At 71.6% G+C, this 18,784-nt stretch carries 15 protein-coding genes; 5 read left to right on the top strand and 10 right to left on the bottom strand.

Annotation, left to right across the window (positions count from 1 at the left end; translation table 11 throughout):
* Positions 1-120 precede the first annotated feature (120 nt).
* The 8 genes from ABD346_RS23140 to hrcA all read right to left on the bottom strand — a co-directional run bounded on the left by ABD346_RS23140 (position 121) and on the right by hrcA (position 7,797).
* Positions 121-1,125 carry an adenosine deaminase gene (locus ABD346_RS23140; RefSeq protein WP_344377329.1) on the bottom strand — a complete coding sequence of 335 codons (1,005 nt, stop codon included), beginning with the start codon at positions 1,123-1,125 and terminating at the stop codon, positions 121-123.
* 38 nt (positions 1,126-1,163) lie between these two features.
* Positions 1,164-2,078, bottom strand: a complete 915-nt coding sequence (locus ABD346_RS23135) for a ribonuclease Z (RefSeq protein WP_344377328.1) — start codon at positions 2,076-2,078, stop codon at positions 1,164-1,166.
* Positions 2,079-2,114: 36 nt separating this feature from the next.
* Positions 2,115-2,474 (bottom strand): histidine triad nucleotide-binding protein, encoded by a 360-nt coding sequence (locus tag ABD346_RS23130; protein ID WP_344377326.1) that lies wholly within the window; start codon positions 2,472-2,474, stop codon positions 2,115-2,117.
* Between the two features lie 103 nt (positions 2,475-2,577).
* A complete protein-coding gene (locus ABD346_RS23125; protein WP_344377324.1) occupies positions 2,578-3,117 on the bottom strand; it encodes a hypothetical protein in 540 nt (179 codons plus the stop codon).
* Positions 3,118-3,598: 481 nt separating this feature from the next.
* Positions 3,599-4,342: a 16S rRNA (uracil(1498)-N(3))-methyltransferase gene (locus tag ABD346_RS23120; protein ID WP_344377323.1), complete on the bottom strand. Its 744-nt coding sequence runs from the start codon at positions 4,340-4,342 to the stop codon at positions 3,599-3,601.
* Positions 4,339-5,430 carry a nitronate monooxygenase gene (locus ABD346_RS23115; RefSeq protein ID WP_344377322.1) on the bottom strand — a complete coding sequence of 364 codons (1,092 nt, stop codon included), beginning with the start codon at positions 5,428-5,430 and terminating at the stop codon, positions 4,339-4,341. The genes ABD346_RS23120 and ABD346_RS23115 overlap by 4 nt, the downstream gene beginning before the upstream one ends.
* 210 nt (positions 5,431-5,640) lie before the next feature.
* Positions 5,641-6,777 carry a molecular chaperone DnaJ gene (gene dnaJ / locus ABD346_RS23110; RefSeq protein ID WP_344377320.1) on the bottom strand — a complete coding sequence of 379 codons (1,137 nt, stop codon included), beginning with the start codon at positions 6,775-6,777 and terminating at the stop codon, positions 5,641-5,643.
* Positions 6,778-7,797 (bottom strand): heat-inducible transcriptional repressor HrcA, encoded by a 1,020-nt coding sequence (hrcA, locus tag ABD346_RS23105; protein ID WP_053726096.1) that lies wholly within the window; start codon positions 7,795-7,797, stop codon positions 6,778-6,780.
* 155 nt (positions 7,798-7,952) lie between these two features.
* On the opposite strand from hrcA, the gene ABD346_RS23100 reads away from it, so the two are divergent.
* Positions 7,953-8,675, top strand: coding sequence for an MBL fold metallo-hydrolase (locus ABD346_RS23100; protein WP_344377319.1), 723 nt, complete (start codon positions 7,953-7,955; stop codon positions 8,673-8,675).
* A gap of 139 nt (positions 8,676-8,814) precedes the next feature.
* Complete coding sequence (locus ABD346_RS23095) at positions 8,815-9,633, top strand: DUF3097 domain-containing protein (protein WP_344377317.1); 819 nt, start codon at positions 8,815-8,817, stop codon at positions 9,631-9,633.
* Positions 9,634-9,885: 252 nt separating this feature from the next.
* Here ABD346_RS23095 and hemW read toward each other — a convergent pair whose 3' ends face one another.
* A complete protein-coding gene (gene hemW / locus ABD346_RS23090; protein ID WP_344377316.1) occupies positions 9,886-11,118 on the bottom strand; it encodes a radical SAM family heme chaperone HemW in 1,233 nt (410 codons plus the stop codon).
* 301 nt (positions 11,119-11,419) lie between these two features.
* Between hemW and ABD346_RS23085 the strand changes: the two genes are divergently transcribed.
* The gene (locus ABD346_RS23085) at positions 11,420-11,938 is read left to right on the top strand and encodes a hypothetical protein (RefSeq protein WP_344377315.1); all 519 of its coding nucleotides are present in this window, start codon (positions 11,420-11,422) and stop codon (positions 11,936-11,938) included.
* Between the two features lie 40 nt (positions 11,939-11,978).
* Here the strand turns inward: ABD346_RS23085 and ABD346_RS23080 are convergent, their stop codons facing one another.
* Positions 11,979-13,892: a SpoIIE family protein phosphatase gene (locus tag ABD346_RS23080; RefSeq protein WP_344377313.1), complete on the bottom strand. Its 1,914-nt coding sequence runs from the start codon at positions 13,890-13,892 to the stop codon at positions 11,979-11,981.
* Between the two features lie 210 nt (positions 13,893-14,102).
* On the opposite strand from ABD346_RS23080, the gene ABD346_RS23075 reads away from it, so the two are divergent.
* Both ABD346_RS23075 and ABD346_RS23070 read left to right on the top strand, forming a co-directional pair.
* On the top strand, positions 14,103-18,194 hold the full coding sequence (locus tag ABD346_RS23075) for a HAMP domain-containing protein (RefSeq protein WP_344377684.1): 4,092 nt from the start codon (positions 14,103-14,105) through the stop codon (positions 18,192-18,194).
* Positions 18,191-18,778 carry a response regulator gene (locus ABD346_RS23070; protein WP_344377311.1) on the top strand — a complete coding sequence of 196 codons (588 nt, stop codon included), beginning with the start codon at positions 18,191-18,193 and terminating at the stop codon, positions 18,776-18,778. The genes ABD346_RS23075 and ABD346_RS23070 overlap by 4 nt, the downstream gene beginning before the upstream one ends.
* Positions 18,779-18,784 lie beyond the last annotated feature (6 nt).

Here is an 18,784-nt window from a genome sequence, read left to right as displayed (position 1 = left end):
GGGGCTCGGGCTCTCCACGCTGGGGCGGTGGTGGGCGGGCAGGCCCGCCGAAGGGGGTCGGGGTGGAGCCCGGGAGGTCAGGCTCTCGGGGCTGGGAGCCACCCTGCACCCCCCAGCCCACTACTCCGCGTCGAAGTCGTACGCCTCCACCTCCGCCAGATACCGCTCCCTCCGCCCCTCCTCCCCCTCCAGGAACGCCGCCTCGAACGAGTTCCGCGCCAGCTCCCTCAGGCGCTCGCGGGACACCCCGAGCGCCTCCCGCACCGCGTGGAACGTGTCGTCCACGTACCCCCCGAAGTACGCCGGGTCATCGGAGTTGACCGTGCACAGCAGCCCCGCGTCCATCATCGCGGGCAGCGGGTGCTCCTCCAGGGTGTCGACCGCGCGCAGGCGTACGTTCGAGAGAGGGCACAGAGTGAGGGGGATGCGGTCGCGGACCAGGCGGGCCACCAAATCCGGGGATTCCAGGGCGCGCAGGCCGTGGTCGATGCGCTCCACGCCCAGGACGTCGAGCGCCTCGGTGATGTACTCCGGCGGCCCCTCCTCCCCCGCGTGCGCGACCCGGCGCAGCCCGAGCGAGGCGGCCAGCTCGTACACCTCGCGGAACTTGGCCGGCGGGTGGCCGACCTCCGCCGAGTCGAGTCCGACGCCCGTGATCCGGTCCAGGTACGGCCGTGCCGCCTCCAGCGTGAGCAGCGCCGACTCGGCCGGCTCGTCCCGCAGGAAGCAGAGGATCAGGCGGGTGGAGATGCCGTGCCGCTCCTCGCTCACCGACAGGGCGCGCCACAGTCCTTCCACCACCGTCCCGATGGACACGCCCCGCGCGATGTGCGCCTGCGGGTCGAAGAAGATCTCGGCGTGGCGCACGCCCTGGGCGGCTGCGCGGGTCAGATACGCGTCGGCCAGCGAGGCGAAGTCGTCCTCGGTCCGCAGCACCGTCATCAGCGAGTAGTACAGGTTGAGGAAGGACTGCAGGTCGTCGAAGAGGTACGCCTTGCGGAGTTCCTCGGTGTCGGCGTACGGCAGCTCGATGCCGTTGCGCGCGGCGAGTTCGAAGGCCAGCTCGGGTTCGAGGGTGCCTTCGATATGGAGGTGGAGTTCGGCCTTGGGGAGGGGGAGGGGCATGGGGGGCTCTCTGGGGTGGTGCGTCAGGGGGTGGTGCGTCAGGTGGTCGTGCGTTTCGGGACCGGGACCCTGATCAGGTCCGCGGCCACGGTCAGTTCGCCCTCGTACCCGGCGGCCCGTGCCTGCCGCTCGAATTCCTCGGGGTCGGAATACCGCTGCGAGAAGTGCGTGAGGACGAGGTGGCGCACGCCCGCGTCGCGGGCCACCGCCGCCGCCTGTCCGGCCGTCAAGTGGCCGTGGTCCACGGCGAGTTGAAAGTCGCCGTCCAGGAACGTCGACTCGATGACCAGCATGTCGCAGCCGTCCGCGAGGGCGCTCACGCCCTCGCACAGGCGGGTGTCCATGACGAACGCGAACCGCTGCCCTCGCCGGACCTCGCTGACATCGTCGAGGGTGACGCCGTTCAGCTCGCCCTCGCGCTGGAGGCGCCCCACGTCGGGGCCCTTGATGCCGCGCTCGGCGAGGAGCTCCGGCAGTATCCGCCGCCCGTCCGGCTCGACGATCCGGTAGCCGTACGACTCGACGGGGTGCGACAGCCGGCGTGCCTCAAGGGTGTACGAGGCTGTCGCCGCCAGCACCGCGCCCTCCCCCGCGACCGGCTCCTGGGCCAGCTGCACGGATTCGCGGTAGGCCGTGGCGTACCGCAGCCGCTCGAAGAAGTGCTCGCCGCTGAGCGGGTAGTGCGCGGTGACCGGGTGCGGGACCCGGTCGAGGTTGATCCGCTGGATCACCCCGGCCAGGCCCAGCGAGTGGTCGCCGTGGAAGTGCGTGACGCAGATCCGGTTGATGTCGTGGGCGGCGACCCCGGCCCGCAGCATCTGCCGCTGGGTGCCCTCGCCGGGATCGAAGAGGATGCCCTCGCCGTCCCAGCGCAGCAGATAGCCGTTGTGGTTGCGGTGCCGGGTGGGGACCTGGCTGGCGGTGCCGAGCACCACCAATTCACGTACGGACACGGTGAGTCGCCTTGCTGTGCGGGCTGTACGAGGTGGTTATCCGGGCGGCCACTGGAGGCCACGGCCGCCCAGGACGTGCGCGTGCGCGTGGAAGACGGTCTGGCCCGCGCCGCTGCCGGTGTTGAAGACGATCCGGTAGCCGGTGCCGTCGACCTTCTCCTCGCGGGCGACCTCCCCGGCCTCGCGCACCACGTCCGCGAGGATCGCCGGTTCGGCGGCGGCGAGCGCGGCGGCGTCGGGGTGGTGGACCTTCGGGATGACCAGGACGTGAGTGGGCGCCTGGGGGTTGATGTCGCGGAAGGCCACGGTCGTCTCGGTCTCCCGCACGACGGTCGCCGGGACATCGCCCGAGACGATTTTGCAGAACAGGCAGTCGGCCTGCGGCTCTCCGGCCACGGTCCGGTCCTCCTTGGTCGCGTTGATCAGGTAACCGCATGCTACTCAACGCGTTCTGGCGTTCCGGCTCATGGAGGGGGTGGCCCGGCTGGTGCGCAGCGTGCTACTTGCCTTGGAAGGACTCCGTGACCGTGACGGTCACCGTGACCGTGGGGCGGCCGCCGGGGGCGGGGCTCGCGGGGCCCGTCGTCGGGGCGGGGGCGTTGCAGTTGCCGAGCACACTGGCGCGGAACACGGTCTTGTCGGCGACCTTGGCGGTCAGGTCACCCTTCACACAGCGGCCCTCGACCTCCTGCGTGACCGTTCCCTTGACCGTGATCGGCTTGCCGTCCTTGGTCTCGCCCTGGCAGTTCACGTCGGCGACCTGCTGGGTGGTGCTGCCGGCCGAAGGGGTCGCGCTGGGGCCGCCCTTGAGGTTGGCGGTGCAGGTGAGCCACTTGATGCTGACGTGCTGGTGCTGGAGCGCGGCGGTCGCCGTCTGGTCGGTGGTGACCGCGACCGCGGCGGAGTTGAGCCCGCCGACGGGGTCGCAGGCCGCCGCGCCGCCGACGGCCAGCGCGGCCATGGCTGCGGCGGGCAGGGTTCGGTATGCCCTGCGGCGGGCGGTGTGCGGTGCTCGGCGGTGCGACCTCTTGGCCCCCATGAGCGCCAGGGTGCCACCGCGGCGCGGGGTGCGATAGACCTCCTGCGGCCATCCCCCTCGCCTTCCGGGCGCGCCCCGGCCGCGGTCCGGTCCAGCTCTGGTCGCGGTCCGGCCGCCGCCCGGTGGGCGCGGGGCTCCGCCCCGGACCCCGGTGGCCCCTCCCCGCCCCTTCCCGAAACCCTCCCGGGGGGTGGGGTCGGCTCCGGCCGGTGACGGGTGGAGATTCGGCTGCGGACCGGGGGTGGTTGCTCGCGCAGTTCCCCGCGCCCCTCAACCCGATTCGGCCCCGGCACCCGGCCAGGACCAACCCTGTCAGGGGCGCGGGGAACTGCGCGACCAGCCACGTACCGGCCGCGGCCGAACAACCGCACCTGGCCAGGCCGTCCCACCCCCGGCGGGTCTCGGGAAGGGGCGGGGAGGGGCCGGGATCCGGGGCCGAGCCCCGGCCTCGCTCACTCGCCCCCGAGGGGCTGAAGGGCCGTCAGGACCAGCGACCCGTCCTCGCCATCAGCACCGCCGCCCCCACCGTCCCCGCCGTCGACGTACGCAGCACACTGCGCCCCAGCCGGTACGGCATCGCGCCCGCCGCGGCGAACGTGGCCAGTTCCTCCGGGGACACTCCGCCCTCCGGGCCCACCACCAGCACGATCTCACCCCGCGCGGGGAGGTCCGCCGTGGCCAGGGCCGCCGAGCCCAGAGCGCGGTCCTCGTGCAGGACCATCGCCAGGTCCGCCCCCGCCAGCAGCGCCGCGACCTGCTTCGTCGTCATCGCCTCCCGTACGTCCGGAAAGCGCACCCGGCGGGACTGCTTGCCCGCCTCCCGGGCCGTACTGCGCCATTTCGCAAGGGACTTGAGGCCCCGCTCGCCCTTCCACTGCGTGATGCAGCGCCTGGCCTGCCAGGGCACGATCGCATCGACCCCGGTCTCCGTCATCGTCTCCACCGCGACCTCGCCCCGGTCGCCCTTGGGCAGCGCCTGCACCACGGTGATCCGTACCGCCGGCTCGTCCTCGGTGGCGTGCGCCGTGATCCGTACGACCAGGCGGTCCTTGCCCTCGGCCGCGACGACCACCGCGTCCGCCCAGTTCCCTGCGCCGTCGGTCAGGGTCACTTCCTCGTCGGCGTGCAGCCGCTTGACGGAGACGGCGTGCCGGCCCTCCGCCCCGTCCAGGACGAACTCGCCGCCGCCCGGCACCTTGTCGACAACGAAGACCGGGGCGGTCATGACGCACTCCTCATGTTCTTCAGGTTCTGCAGTTTCTGGGTCAACTCCGCTGCCGCGTCGTCGAGTTCGGCGGCCAGGACTTCGACGAGCCTGCCCGCCGGGAGCTCCCGGGCGAGCCGGTGGCCCTGGCCCGCCCAGAGCGCCATGCCCTGAGGGTCGCCCGCCTCGGCCGCCGCCTTGCGCAGACCCGCGGTGAGCTGGTGCACCTGCGGATACGCGGCGGGCGCGTAGGGCCCGTGCTCCCGCATGAAACGGTTCACCAGGCCCCGCGCGGGCCGCCCGGAGAACGCCCGCGTCAACTCCGTACGGACGAAAAGGGGGTTGGTCAGCGCCTGCTTGTGCAGCACGTTCGCGCCCGACTCCGGGCACGCCAGGAACGCCGTGCCCAGCTGCGCCGCGTCCGCGCCCGCCGCGAGGACCGCCGCGATCTGCGCACCCCGCATCAGGCCGCCCGCCGCCACGATCGGCAGCTGCACCGTCTCCCGGACGAGCCCGATCAGCGTGAGCAGCCCGATGCCGGCCCCGCCGACCTGCGGATCGTCCCGGTACGTGCCCTGGTGACCGCCCGCCTCGATGCCCTGCACACACACCGCGTCCGCCCCCGCCCACTGCGCGGCCTGCGCCTCCTGCGGGGTGGTCACGGTGACGATCGTGTACGTACCGGCCTTCGCGAACGCGTCGAACACCGGGCGCTCGGGGCAGCCGAAGGTGAACGAGACCACCGGCACCGGGTCCTCGCGCAGGATCGCCAGCTTGGCCTCGTAGTTGTCGTCGCCCCCGGTGTCGGCGTCGCCCAGCGGGGTCTCGTACCAGGAGGCCTCGCCGGCCAGCTGGTGGCGGTACACCTCAAGGGCGGCGGGGTCGGTGTGCGGGTCCTGGGGCATGAACAGGTTGACTCCGAAGGGCTGGTTCGTCAGCCCGCGCATCTGCTTGATCTCCTGGTACATGCCGTCGGCGGTCTTGTACCCGGCCGCCAGGAACCCGAGCCCCCCGGCCTCGGAGACGGCCGCGGCCAGCGCCGGACCGGAGGCGCCGCCCGCCATGGGCGCCTGCACGATCGGATACCGGCAGAGATCGGTCAAAGCCATGCCCGCATCGTGCCACGGCGTTGCTCTCGCACCGAATCGCCCGCCCCTCCCAGGGTGAGTGACCCCGGCCACCCTGCTCCTCAAGAGCTCGGGGGAGGGTGGGCACAACCGGACACGGTCCGCAGACCAAGGGGACGGGGTTCGGGGCGCAGCCCCAAAAGAAGAGGGGGGCTGCGGGGGTCACCCCCGTAGCCCCCCTCCCCCACCGGCTCAACGTCCGTTGAACGCGTCCTTCAGGCGGGAGAACAGACCCTGCTGCCCCGGCTGGAACTGGCCCGTGGGGCGTTCCTCGCCGCGGAGTTTGGCCAGCTGCCGCAGCAGGTCCTCCTGCGCGGGGTCGAGCTTGCTCGGGGTCATGACCTCGACGTGCACGATGAGGTCACCGCGCCCGCCGCCGCGCAGGTGCGTGATGCCGCGCCCGTGCAGCGGGATGGACTGGCCGGACTGGGTGCCCGGGCGGATGTCCACTTCCTCCATGCCGTCCAGGGTCTGCAGCGGCACCTTCGTGCCGAGCGCCGCCGCCGTCATGGGGATGGTGACCGTGCAGTGCAGGTCGTCGCCGCGGCGCTGGAACACGTCGTGCGCGAGCTCGTGGATCTCCACGTACAGGTCGCCGGCGGGGCCGCCGCCGGGGCCGACCTCGCCCTCGCCCGCGAGCTGGATCCGGGTGCCGTTGTCGACACCGGCCGGGATCTTCACGGTGAGGGTGCGGCGGGAGCGGATGCGCCCGTCGCCCGCGCACTCGGGGCACGGGGTGGGGACCACGGTGCCGAAGCCCTGGCACTGGGGGCAGGGCCGCGAGGTCATGACCTGACCCAGGAAGGACCGGGTGACCTGGGACACCTCGCCGCGGCCGCGGCACATGTCACACGTCTGCGCGGAGGTGCCGGGCGCGGCGCCCTCGCCCGAACAGGTCGTACACACCACGGCGGTGTCGACCTGGATCTCCTTGGTGGTGCCGAAGGCCGCCTCGTTGAGGTCGATCTCCAGGCGGATCATGGCGTCCTGGCCGCGGCGGGTCCGCGAGCGCGGGCCGCGCTGCGATGCCGTGCCGAAGAAGGCATCCATGATGTCCGAGAAGTTGCCGAAGCCGCCCGCTCCGAAGCCGCCGGCCCCGCCGCCGCCCGACGACGACAGCGGGTCCCCGCCGAGGTCGTAGACCTGCTTCTTCTGCGGGTCCGACAGCACCTCGTACGCGGCGTTGATCTCCTTGAAGCGCTCCTGCGTCTTCGGGTCCGGATTCACATCCGGGTGGAGTTCGCGTGCGAGGCGCCGGAACGCCTTCTTGATCTCGTCCTGTGATGCGTCGCGGCGCACGCCGAGTACGGCGTAGTAGTCCGTGGCCACTTACGACTCCGCCAGGATCTGTCCGACGTAACGTGCCACTGCGCGTACCGCTCCCATCGTTCCGGGGTAATCCATGCGGGTCGGTCCGACCACGCCGAGTTTGGCGACCGCCTCGCCGCCGGAACCGTAGCCGACCGATACGACGGACGTGGAGTTCAGTCCTTCGTGGGCGTTGTTCTCGTGCCCGATGCGTACGGTCATGCCCGATTCCTTGGCCTCGCCGAGCAGCTTGAGGAGCACGACCTGCTCCTCCAGCGCCTCCAGCACCGGCCTGATGGTCAGCGGGAAGTCGTGTCCGAAGCGGGTGAGATTGGCGGTGCCGCCGATCATCAGCCGCTCCTCGGTCTCTTCGACCAGGGTTTCGAGGAGGGTGGCGAGGACCGTCGAAACGGTTCCTCGGTCCTCCGGTTCAAAGGACTCCGGCAGGTCCTGCACCAGCTGCGGCACGTCCGCGAAGCGGCGTCCCACCACCCGTGCGTTGAGCCGGGCCCGCAGGTCCGCGAGCGAGGCCTCGCCGAACGGCGCCGGGCAGTCGACCATGCGCTGCTCGACGCGGCCGGTGTCGGTGATCAGCACCAGCATCAGCCGGGCCGCGGCGAGTGAGAGAAGCTCCACATGCCGCACCGTGGACCGGGTCAGCGACGGGTACTGGACGACCGCCACCTGCCGGGTCAGCTGCGCGAGCAGCCGCACCGTACGGGCCACGACGTCGTCCAGGTCCACCGCGCTGTCCAGGAAGTTCTGGATCGCCCGGCGCTCCGGCGACGACAGGGGCTTGACGCCCGCCAGCCGGTCCACGAAGAGCCGGTAGCCCTTGTCGGTCGGGATCCGGCCGGCGCTGGTGTGGGGCTGGGCGATGAAGCCCTCCTCCTCCAGTACGGCCATGTCGTTGCGCACGGTCGCCGGGGACACGCCGAGGGCGTGCCGCTCGGTGAGGGCCTTGGACCCCACCGGTTCCTCGGTGCCGACATAGTCCTGGACGATGGCGCGCAGCACCTCGAGCCTGCGTTCACTGAGCATCGCGCACACCTCCAGTTGCCGTCCGTTTGGCACTCACTGTGTTCGAGTGCCAGCAATCCCCCGGCCAGTGTACGGCCGACCGGTACGCCCCTAGCAAGGGCGGCCGACCACGCTACCGTGCGGCGTCGCCGGTCGATTGCGGATAGCGTCGCGTCATGGACGTCAGTTGGGAAGAGTTCGGCTGGGAGCGCCTCGGCGACGGAGTCGGGCGCAGGCGCCTGCCCGTCTGGGACGCCACGGCCGCGCTGATCGCCGGGGAGAGCTCGCTCCTCTTGTACGACACCGGTGCGACGCTCCGCGAGGGCGCCGAACTCCGGGCGCAGGCCGAGGCTCTGTTCGGCCGCCGTGTGACCCATATCGCGCTCAGCCACCCCCACTTCGACCACGTTCTGGGGACGGCGGCGTTCTCCGGGGCCGAGGTGTACGGGGCGGTCGGCATCGAGCGGGCGCTGGTGCGCGAGGCGCTGCGTGACGACGCGGCCCGCCAGGGCGTGTCCGTCGAGGAGGCGGCCGAGGCGGCCGACCTGCTGGTGCTTCCGCACCACGCGGTGTGCGGCGAGTGGACGCTGGACCTGGGCGGCCGTCAGGTGCTGCTCGCCAATGTCGGCCCCGGTCACAGCGGCCACGACCTCGCGGTCCTGGTCCCCGCCACCGGCGACTCGCCGGAGATCGTCTTCTGCGGCGACCTGGTCGAGGAGTCGGGCGAGCCCCAGGCGGGCTCCGACGCGGTGGCCTCGCGCTGGCCGGCCGCCCTGGACCGGCTGCTTTCGCTGGGCGGAGAGGACGCGGTGTACGTGCCGGGGCACGGGGCGGTGGTGGACGCGGCCTTCGTACGGGCCCAGCGGGACCAACTCGCGGTGCGTTTCGGGGTGTTGTAGCCCCAGCGCCGGTCCGGCCCGGCGCCCCCCGAATAATGGGGCCCATGCGCAGCTACAGCCCTGATCTCACCCCGCCGTGGCTGCATCTCCCGGGGGCCAACCCCCGGGCCCCCGGCCGGAGCCCCGAATAATGAGCACCATGCGCAGCTACAGCCCTGATCTGACCCCGCCGTGGAAAAGGAAGCAGACGCCTGTTCCCGAGGTGCCTGCCGAGGTCGACCTCGTCGTCGAGGAGGTCTCCACGGGATTCTGCGGAGCCGTGATCCGCTGCGAGAAGACCGCCCAGGGGCCGACGGTCACCCTGGAGGACCGCTTCGGCAAGCACCGCGTCTTCCCGCTCGCACCCCGCGGCTTCCTCCTGGAGGGCAAGGTCGTCACGCTCGTACGCCCCTCCTCCTCCGCTCCCGCGGGGCCCGCCCGTACGGCCTCCGGATCGCTGGCCGTGCCGGGGGCGCGGGCCCGGGTCGCCCGGGCGGGGCGGATCTATGTCGAGGGGCGCCATGACGCGGAGCTCGTGGAGCGGGTGTGGGGGGACGACCTCCGGATCGAGGGCGTGGTCGTCGAGTACCTGGAGGGCATCGACGACCTTCCGGCGATCGTGGCCGAGTTCTCTCCCGGGCCGGATGCGCGGCTCGGGGTTCTGGTGGACCACCTGGTCCCGGGCTCGAAGGAGTCCCGCATCGCGGCGTCCGTGACGCATCCGGATGTGCTGGTTGTCGGCCACCCGTACATCGACGTGTGGGAGGCGGTGAAGCCGGCGTCCGTGGGGATCGCGGGGTGGCCGGTTGTGCCGCGGGGGCAGGACTGGAAGACGGGGGTCTGCCGGGCGCTGGGGTGGCCCGAGAACACGGGGGCCGCTTGGCAGCGGATCCTTTCGGGGGTGCGGTCGTACAAGGATCTGGATCCGTCGCTGCTGGGATCGGTGGAGCACCTGATCGACTTCGTGACGGCGCCGTAGCCCTCCGGGGGTGGGTGCTGGGGCCGGGCGGGATGGCTGGGGCTCCGCCCCAGTCCCCGTTAGCGCCTGAAGGGCGCTCGTCCCCAATCGCCGGACGGGCTGAAGATGCCGGTGCAGAGCAGCACCGACCCTGCTCAGGGGCGCGGGGAACTGCGCGACCAGCCACCCACGGCCCGCATCCCGAAAGACGCCCCCTCAAGGGGCGCGGGGAACTGCGCAAGCAGCCCCGCACCACCCGCAGCCCCGCCCCGCTCAGTCCACCAGGTCCCGAACCACCGCATCGGCCAACAGCCGGCCCCGCAGGGTCAGCACAGCCTGCCCGGACGCGAAGGACGCCGCGTCCAAGAGGCCCTCCTCCGCCGCCCGGCGCGCCGCAGCGAGGCCCGCCGGGTGCAGCAGGGTCAGCGGGCAGCCCTCGCGCAGGCGGAGTTCCAGGAGGATGCGTTCCACCCTGCGGTCCTCCGGAGGCAGTACCTCCCGCCCCGCGCCGGGGGAGCGGCCGGACGCCAGAGCCGCCGCGTAGGCGCCCGGGTGCTTCACGTTCCACCACCGCACCCCGCCCACATGGCTGTGCGCGCCGGGCCCCGCCCCCCACCAGTCCGCCCCGCGCCAGTACAGCTCGTTGTGCAGGCAGCGCCCGGCAGCCGTCGTGGCCCAGTTCGAGACCTCGTACCAGGAGTAGCCCGCCGCTGCGAGGACCTCGTCCGCGATCAGGTACCGGTCCGCGTGCTCGTCGTCGTCCGTCATCGGCACCTCGCCGCGCCGGATGCGGCGGGCGAGCTGGGTGCCCTCCTCGACGATCAGGGCGTACGCGCTGATGTGGTCCGGGCCCGCGCCGACGGCCGCGTCGAGCGAGGCCCGCCAGTCCTCGTCGCTCTCGCCCGGGGTGCCGTAGATCAGGTCCAGGTTGACGTGGTCGAAGCCCGCCGCGCGGGCCTCCGCGACGCATGCCTCGGGCCGGCCCGGCGTGTGCGTACGGTCGAGGACCTTCAGGACGTGCTGCCGGGCGCTCTGCATGCCGAAGGAGATCCGGTTGAAGCCGCCCGCCCGCAGCTCCGCGAGATACGCCGGGTTCACCGACTCCGGGTTCGCCTCGGTCGTGACCTCCGCGTCCTTTGCCAGGCCGAACTCGTCCCGTACCGCAGCCAGCATGCGTACCAGGTCGGCCGCCGCGAGCAGCGTGGGCGTGCCGCCGCCCACGAACACCGTCCGCACCGGGCGGGGGTCCTCGCCAAGGACCTTCCGGGCCAGGCGGATCTCCTCGACGACCATGTCCGCGTAGTTGTCGCGGGAGGCCAGGACGCCGCCCTTGCCCACCAGCTCGCTCGCCGTGTACGTGTTGAAATCGCAGTAGCCGCAGCGTGTCGCGCAGTACGGAACGTGCAGGTAGAAGCCGAGCGGCCGCTCCCCGGCGCCTTCCAGGGCATGGCGGGGCAGCGACCCGTCCTCGGGCATGGGCTCACCATCGGGCAGTACGGAAGGCATGCCCCCATTGTCCGCCACCCCGGCCATTCCCCTGACCGCCCCCACACGGGCACCGCTGGGGACGCGGGGCTGTGACATGTGCGCGCCGCCGCGACGGGGGTCCCCCTGTTCGGGCGGAGCCGAGAACGTGGGGGCACGACCAGCCACCCACGGTCCGCACCCGGACACCGTCCGTCCGCCACTGTTCACGTCCCCCCTCTCCCTCCCGACCCCGCCCATACGCCATCGTGTCCCGCGGAACAGACACACCCCCAGCCACCCGAAGGGCATCCCGCCCCGACTCACCGAAGGGCAACCGCACATGATGACCCGTCAGCGCACCCTCATCGCCTCCGGCGCCCTCGCCGCCGCCTCCCTCCTCGCCCTCGCCGGGACTGCGGACGCCGCCGTCGTCAAGCTCAGCCAGTCCGCCGCCGCCTCCCAGCTGTCGGCGGCGGGGGTGACCCACTCCTCCAGTGGCGGCTGCACCACCCGGTCCAACGCGACCTGCACCTCGTACGAGCAGATCAACCAGGCCACCGTGGACGGGCTCAAGACGCTGAAGTCCGCAAGCACGTGCGCGATCAATGTCACCGGCGGTACCGAGGTGGGTCACGCATCCGGCACGTACAGCCACTACAACGGCTACAAGGCCGACATCTCGCGCAACAGCTGCATCGACTCCTATGTCATGAACAGCTTCACGCACATCGCCACCCGCAGTGACGGCGCCACCCGCTGGCGGTCCTCGGCCGGGAACGTGTACGCCAACGAGGGCAGCCACTGGGACATCACCTACTGCGGCGGCAACGCGTCCTGCACCGCCGCCGCCAGCGCCTGACCTGCGAGGACGAGGGACCCGGCCCGTCCACCGGTCCGGGTCAGTCCGCCCGCAGGACGAGCAGCGCCAGATCGTCCGCGGGCGGGGCATCGCCGAACTCGTACACCGCCTGCTTGATCCGGCCGGCCACTCCGGACGCGGTCAGCCCGACGCAGCCGGACAGTTCCGTGGCGAGCCCGTCGGCGTCGTCGAACATGCGCGGGCCCGAGCGGCGCTCGGTCACCCCGTCCGTCACGCACAGCAGGGTGTCGCCCGAGGCAAGGCGCAGGCTCTCGCTCTCGTAGCGGGCGCCTTCGACCACGCCGAGCAGGACCTGCGGGACGGCCGCCGCCCGGACCGAGCCGTCGGGCCGAAGGAGCAGGGGCAGCGGGTGTCCGGCGCTGGCCAGGGTGCAGCGCACTCCCTGGGCGTCCGGCACCAGCTCTCCGTACAGGAGGGAGAGGAAGCGGGCCTGCGGCCCTTCGTCCTCCCCCATGGGCTCGGCCGTGGCGAGGCGGACCGCCGACTCGGCGGCTTCGGTGGCGTCGTCGACGAGCAGCTGGTTGAGCCGGTCGAGGACCTCGTGCACCGCGTACCCCTCGCGGGCGAGCAGCCGCAGCCAGGGCCGGGCGAGGCCGGTGACCACGGCGGCTTCGGGGCCGCTGCCCTGGACGTCGCCGAGTGCGAAGCACCAGCGTCCGCCGGCGCCGGGGAAGACGTCGTAGAAGTCGCCGCCGGCCAGCGCCTCGTTGCTCGGCTCGTAGACGAAGGCGCTGTCGATGCCCGGGATCTCGGCGACCCGGGTGGGCAGCAGGCCGCGCTGGAGCACCCTGCTGATGGTGGCCTGCCGGGTGTACTGGCGGGCCGCGCCGATCGCGAGGGCCACCCGGCGCAGGAAGTCCTCGATGAGGCCGGTGACCTCGTCGGGGATGCGCGACAGACCGGCCCGTCCGAGCAGCAGTACGCCCATGTCGCTGCCGCCCGCGACCAGGCGGTACGCGAGCGCCGCGCCGTCCGCGCCGAGCTCGGGCGTCCGGGGCCAGGGCATCGGCACCGGGCCGCCGCGGGCGGAGGCGGGCAGCCGGGGCGGCTCCTTCTCGACGGCGGCCCGCAGCGGCTCCATGGCGGCTTCCTTCGCGTGCCAGACCCGGGCCAGGCGGGGCGCGGTGAGCGGGCCGCCCGCGTCCTCGTCGAGCCAGATCGCGCACCAGTCGGCGAGCCGGGGCACCAGGAGCTGGCCGGCCAGGGCCGCGATCATGTCCTCGTCGAACTGTCCGGCCAGGAGGTCGGAGGCCTCGGCGAGGAAGGAGAGGGCGCCCCGGTTGACCCAGTCGTGGTCGTGCCGGCGCGGGGTGCGGTGCGGAGTCGGAGCGAGGATCTCGGCGGCGCGCAGGCCGCGCTGGAGGAGTTCGTCGCGGTGGCCGTCGGGTGGCTCGGGCGGCCCGTCGGCGTCCGCGGTGAGGCGGGCCCAGACGGTCTTGAGCCCGCTGCGGTAGGTGATGCCCCAGCATTCGGCGAGGGCGGCGACGACATGGAGGCCGCGTCCGTACTCGCATGCCGCGTGCTCGTCCCGGGCCCGCTGCGGTTCGCTGCGTACCGCACGGGAGGGATGGTGGTCGGAGACCTCGATGACGAGGGCGGCGGGTTCCTGGCCGTCGCCGCTCTCCAGGCGGCACAGCACGTCCACGGTGGTGCCCGCGTGCACGACCGCGTTGGTGACCAGCTCGTTGACGAGGATGGCCGCGTCGTAGGTGAACTGCTCGGAGAATCGGGGTAGTTGACCCGCAACCGGCGGGCCGAGCCCGGCCCAGTCGGCGAGCGCGGCCCGTATGAACCGCCGGGCGGCCCCGGGGGCGAGCGGATTGCCGGGCAGGCTGGTGCGGGCGGTCGGGCAGGCGCCGGGCTTCGCCGCGGCGGACCGCACCTGTGCGCCTTCGGCGGGGTCGTAGGAAGTGGGAGGATACGGCCGGTTCATGCTCCCCCGCTGCGCTGGTAAGGGTCCCACGGTGCGGCTCCTGACCGGTTCTCGCGAATGCGCCGCTCACGACACCGACAGAGTGACAGACTGAGCGGGCCCATAAGCACCGAGTCACCGAAGTGGGCCTGCATGAACAGAGACAGTGGTATGCCACCGGACGAGGGCGGCTGGGTCCGCGCCTCCGAGCTCCGCCCGTTGATCGCGGCGATGACGGCTCTGCGCGACGGCGACTTCCGGGTGCGCCTCCAGGAAACCCACGAGGGAGTGCCGGCCGAGCTGGTCGCGCTCTTCAACCAAGTGGCGGTACGCAACCAGCATTTCACCGACGAGCTGATGCGGGTGCGCCGCGAGGTGGTCCGGCACGGGCGTCTCGACGAGCGGCTCGCGGCCAGCCCCGGCCAGGGCGCCTGGACGGCCGGCATCGGCCATGCGAACACGCTGCTCGACGCCCTGGTGGTGCCGGCGGCGAACGCGACGCGGGTCCTGGACGCGGTGGCGGGCGGTGATCTGACCCAGCGGGTCGATCTGCACGACGGCAACCGGCAGTTGCGCGGCGAGCTGCGCCGGCTCGGCCGGGCGGTCAACAAGATGGTCGACCAGCTGTCGCTGTTCACGGGTGAGGTGACGCGGGTCGCGCGGGAGGTGGGCACCGAGGGGCGGCTCGGCGGGCGCGCCAAGGTGCAGGGCCTGAGCGGGAGCTGGCGCGATGTCACCGAGGCCGTGAACACCATGGCCTCGCGCCTCACCGCGCAGGTCCGCGACATCGCGGCGGTGACCACTGCGGTGGCCCGCGGCGATCTGACGCGTACGGTCACGGTCGAGGCGACCGGTGAGCTGCTCGAACTGAAGCTGACCGTGAACACGATGGTCGACCAGCTGTCCGCCTTCGCCGACGAGGTCACCCGCGTCGCCCGCGAGGTCGGCACCGAGGGCCAGCTGGGCGGCCGGGCGCAGGTGCGGGGCGTGTCCGGGGTCTGGAAGGACCTGACGGACAACGTCAACTTCATGGCCTCCAACCTGACCTCCCAGGTACGCAACATCGCCCAGGTCACCACCGCCGTCGCCAACGGCGACCTGTCCCAGAAGATCACCGTCGACGCACAGGGCGAGATCCTGGAGCTCAAGTCGACGATCAACACCATGGTCGACCAGCTCTCCGCCTTCGCCGACGAAGTCACCCGCGTCGCCCGCGAAGTGGGCACGGAAGGCAACCTCGGCGGGCGCGCCCAGGTGCGCGGGGTGTCCGGGGTCTGGAAGGACCTGACCGAGAACGTCAACTTCATGGCGGACAACCTGACCTCTCAGGTCCGCAACATCGCCCTCGTGTCGACCGCCGTCGCCCAGGGCGACCTCGGCAAGAAGATCACGGTGGAGGCGAAGGGCGAGATCCTGGAGCTCAAGTCGACGATCAACACCATGGTCGACCAGCTCTCCGCCTTCGCCGACGAAGTCACCCGCGTCGCCCGCGAAGTGGGCACGGAAGGCAACCTCGGCGGTCAGGCGCAGGTGCGGGGCGTGTCCGGGGTCTGGAAGGACCTGACGGACAACGTCAACTTCATGGCCTCCAACCTGACCTCCCAGGTACGCAACATCGCCCAGGTCACCACCGCCGTCGCCAACGGCGACCTGTCGAAGAAGATCACCGTGGATGCCCGGGGCGAGATCCTGGAACTGAAGGACACCGTCAACACGATGGTGGAGCAGCTGCGCGCCTTCGCCGACGAAGTCACCCGCGTGGCCCGCGAGGTGGGTACGGACGGCCGGCTCGGCGGGCGCGCCCAGGTGCTCGGCGTGTCGGGCGTGTGGAAGGACCTCACCGACAACGTCAACTACATGGCGGACAACCTGACTTCACAGGTGCGCAACATCGCGCAGGTCGCCACGGCGGTGGCCCAGGGCGACCTGTCGAAGAAGATCGACGTGGATGCGCGCGGCGAGATCCTGGAGCTGAAGACCACCATCAACACCATGGTGGACACGCTGTCCTCGTTCTCCTCCGAGGTCACCCGGGTGGCCCGCGAGGTGGGCTCCGAGGGGCAGCTCGGCGGCCAGGCGCGGGTCGAGGGCGTGTACGGGACGTGGAAGCGCCTGACGACCAACGTCAACGAGCTCGCCCTCAACCTCACCACCCAGGTCCGCGCGATCGCCGAGGTGGCCTCGGCCGTCGCCCAGGGCGACATGTCCCGCTCGATCACCGTGGAGACCCGGGGCGAGGTCTCCGAGCTGAAGGACAACATCAACCTGATGGTGTCCAACCTGCGCGAGACGACCCGCGCGAAGGACTGGCTGGAGTCCAACCTGGCCCGTCTGGCCGGGCTGATGCAGGGCCACCGGGACCTGATGGAGGTCGCCGACCTGATCCTGCGCGAGCTGACGCCGCTGGTGAACGCCCAGTACGGCGCGTTCTTCCTGGCGGACCCGGAGAACGAGGGCGCGCCTTCCCGCATCACCAGCGCCACCAAGGGGCTCGCCTTCATCGCCGGGTACGGCTCGGCGCAGGGCGCGACGGTGGACACGACCGGCATGCCGGGGCACGGTCTGGTCCGGCAGGCGGCCCTGGAGAAGAAGCGGATCCTCCTGGAGGAGGCGCCGCCGGACTACATCAAGATCAACTCGGGGCTCGGCGAGGCATCGCCCGCCAGCGTCGTGATCATCCCGATCCTCTTCGAGGACAAGCTGCTCGGCGTGATCGAGCTGGCCTCCTTCTCCCGCTTCTCCGATGTCCACCTGGCCTTCTTCGACCAGTTCGTGAACACCATCGGCGTCGCGATCAACACCATCATCGCCAACTCCCGTACGGAATCGCTCCTGAGCGAGTCCCAGCGGCTCGCCGTCCAGCTCCAGGAGCGTTCGGACGAACTCCAGCGCCAGCAGGCCGAGTTGCAGCGCTCGAACGCCGAACTGGAGGAGAAGGCAGCCCTGTTGGCGACCAGCTCCCAGTACAAGTCCGAGTTCCTGGCGAACATGTCGCACGAGCTGCGCACCCCGCTCAACTCGCTGCTCATCCTCGCCCGGCTGCTCTCCGACAACCCGGACGCCCATCTGTCCGACCAGGAAGTGCAGTTCGCCACCACCATCCACCGCTCGGGCTCCGACCTGCTCCAGCTGATCAACGACATCCTGGACCTGTCGAAGATCGAGGCCGGCCGCATGGACGTACGCCCCAAGAAGCTCCCGCTCATCAAGGTCCTGGACTACGTCCACGCCACCTTCCGCCCCATCACCCTCGACCGCGGCCTCGCCTTCGACGTGGCGGTGGGCGAGGAGGTGCCGCGCGAGATGTACTCCGACGAGCAGCGCCTCCAGCAGATCCTGCGCAACCTGCTGTCCAACGCGATCAAGTTCACCTCCTCGGGCCGCGTCGAGCTGCGCGTCAGCCGCATCAAGGACCCGGAGGACGGGGTGCTGCACGGCTCCGACGACCTGATCGCCTTCGCCGTACGGGACACCGGCATCGGCATCGCGCCCGAGAAGCTCCCGGTGATCTTCGAGGCGTTCCAGCAGGCCGACGGCACCACCAACCGCAAGTACGGCGGCACCGGCCTCGGCCTGTCCATCAGCCGCGAGATCGCCGGGCTGCTCGGCGGCCGCATCATCGCCGAGAGCGAGCCGGGGCGCGGCTCCACCTTCACCCTGTACGTCCCGGTTCTCTACCCGGGCCACGTGCCCAGCGAGGCCGAGCAGCAGGGCCCCGAGCTCACCCTCGACACCTCCGACCGGCTCTCCGACGATCACCTGCTGCTGCCCGACCAGGACGACGGCTGGCCGACGGCCAACAAGCTGGAGGAGTGGAAGCGGGGCCGGGCGGGTCAAGTCCTGCCCGGGCGGAGGGTGTTGATCGTCGACGACGACATCCGCAATGTGTTCGCACTCACCCATGTGCTCGGCCGGGTCGGCATGCCGGTCCTGTACGCGGAGAACGGGCGGGAGGGCATCGAGACCCTGGAGCGCAACCCCGACATCGAGCTCGTCCTGATGGACATCATGATGCCGGAGATGGACGGCTACGAGACCATCGAGGCGATCCGGCGCAGCCCGCTGTGGACGGATCTGCCGATCGTCGCGCTCACCGCGAAGGCGATGCCCGGCGACCGGGAGAAGTCGATCGCCCAGGGCGCCAACGAGTACGTACCCAAGCCCGTGGATGTGGACCTGCTCCTCGGTGTCGCCTGTGCCCTGCTGGATCCCGAGGGCCAGCCGGACGAGGCCGACGGCACCACCCCGTCCGTCCCGGAGCAGTCGAGCGGCACCGGGGAGTCCGCGGCCGCGCCACCGAGCACGCGAGGCGAGCCGGCATGAGCACTGAGGCACCACCCGGCGAGCGGGCGAGCATCCTCCTCGTCGACGACATGGAGGACAACCTGGTCGCCCTGGAGGCCGTGCTCGGCTCCCTCAACGAGCCGCTGGTCAGGGCGCGTTCGGGCGAGGAGGCGATGAAGGCTCTGCTGCGGCGGAAGTTCGCGGTGGTGCTGCTCGATGTGCGGATGCCGGGGATGGACGGCTTCGAGACGGCGTCCAACATCAAGCGGCTCGACCAGACGAAGGACGTGCCGATCATCTTCCTGACCGGCACGGACGGTGACGACGGCTATGCGTTCCGCGGGTACGCCACAGGCGCGGCCGACTTCCTGACCAAGCCCTTCGACCCCTGGGTGCTGCGCGCCAAGGTGAACGTGTTCCTCGAACTGCACCGCAAGAACCGGCAGTTGGAGCGGATGCTGGCCGGCGAGCAGAAGCAGTTCGACCAGATTTCCGCGCGGCTCGGGGCGATCGAGGACGAACTGGCCCGGGGCGGGCTCGCCGAGGTGCCGGAGCTGCGCCACCAGATGGCCTGTCTGGAGGACGCCCTGCGGGCCCTCAGACGGGCCCGCAGTCTTCCTTGAGCGGGC

Origin of the sequence: Streptomyces mauvecolor (assembly GCF_039532965.1) — a bacterium.
Taxonomy (GTDB): domain Bacteria; phylum Actinomycetota; class Actinomycetes; order Streptomycetales; family Streptomycetaceae; genus Streptomyces; species Streptomyces violascens.
The sequence above is the reverse complement of the archived record's forward strand: the minus strand, read 5'-3'. Positions and strand labels throughout refer to the sequence as shown.

Bases quoted from the DNA above. Each gene is read 5' to 3' on its own strand.
- ABD346_RS23125 (WP_344377324.1), bottom strand. From the start codon at position 3,117: ATGGGGGCCAAGAGGTCGCACCGCCGAGCACCGCACACCGCCCGCCGC.
- ABD346_RS23070 (WP_344377311.1), top strand. From the start codon at position 18,191: ATGAGCACTGAGGCACCACCCGGCGAGCGGGCGAGCATCCTCCTCGTC.
- ABD346_RS23085 (WP_344377315.1), top strand. From the start codon at position 11,420: ATGATGACCCGTCAGCGCACCCTCATCGCCTCCGGCGCCCTCGCCGCC.
- ABD346_RS23075 (WP_344377684.1), top strand. From the start codon at position 14,103: ATGACGGCTCTGCGCGACGGCGACTTCCGGGTGCGCCTCCAGGAAACC.
- ABD346_RS23095 (WP_344377317.1), top strand. From the start codon at position 8,815: ATGCGCAGCTACAGCCCTGATCTGACCCCGCCGTGGAAAAGGAAGCAG.
- ABD346_RS23140 (WP_344377329.1), bottom strand. From the start codon at position 1,125: ATGCCCCTCCCCCTCCCCAAGGCCGAACTCCACCTCCATATCGAAGGC.
- ABD346_RS23100 (WP_344377319.1), top strand. From the start codon at position 7,953: ATGGACGTCAGTTGGGAAGAGTTCGGCTGGGAGCGCCTCGGCGACGGA.
- ABD346_RS23120 (WP_344377323.1), bottom strand. From the start codon at position 4,342: ATGACCGCCCCGGTCTTCGTTGTCGACAAGGTGCCGGGCGGCGGCGAG.
- ABD346_RS23115 (WP_344377322.1), bottom strand. From the start codon at position 5,430: ATGGCTTTGACCGATCTCTGCCGGTATCCGATCGTGCAGGCGCCCATG.
- hemW (WP_344377316.1), bottom strand. From the start codon at position 11,118: ATGCCTTCCGTACTGCCCGATGGTGAGCCCATGCCCGAGGACGGGTCG.
- ABD346_RS23080 (WP_344377313.1), bottom strand. From the start codon at position 13,892: ATGAACCGGCCGTATCCTCCCACTTCCTACGACCCCGCCGAAGGCGCA.
- hrcA (WP_053726096.1), bottom strand. From the start codon at position 7,797: ATGCTCAGTGAACGCAGGCTCGAGGTGCTGCGCGCCATCGTCCAGGAC.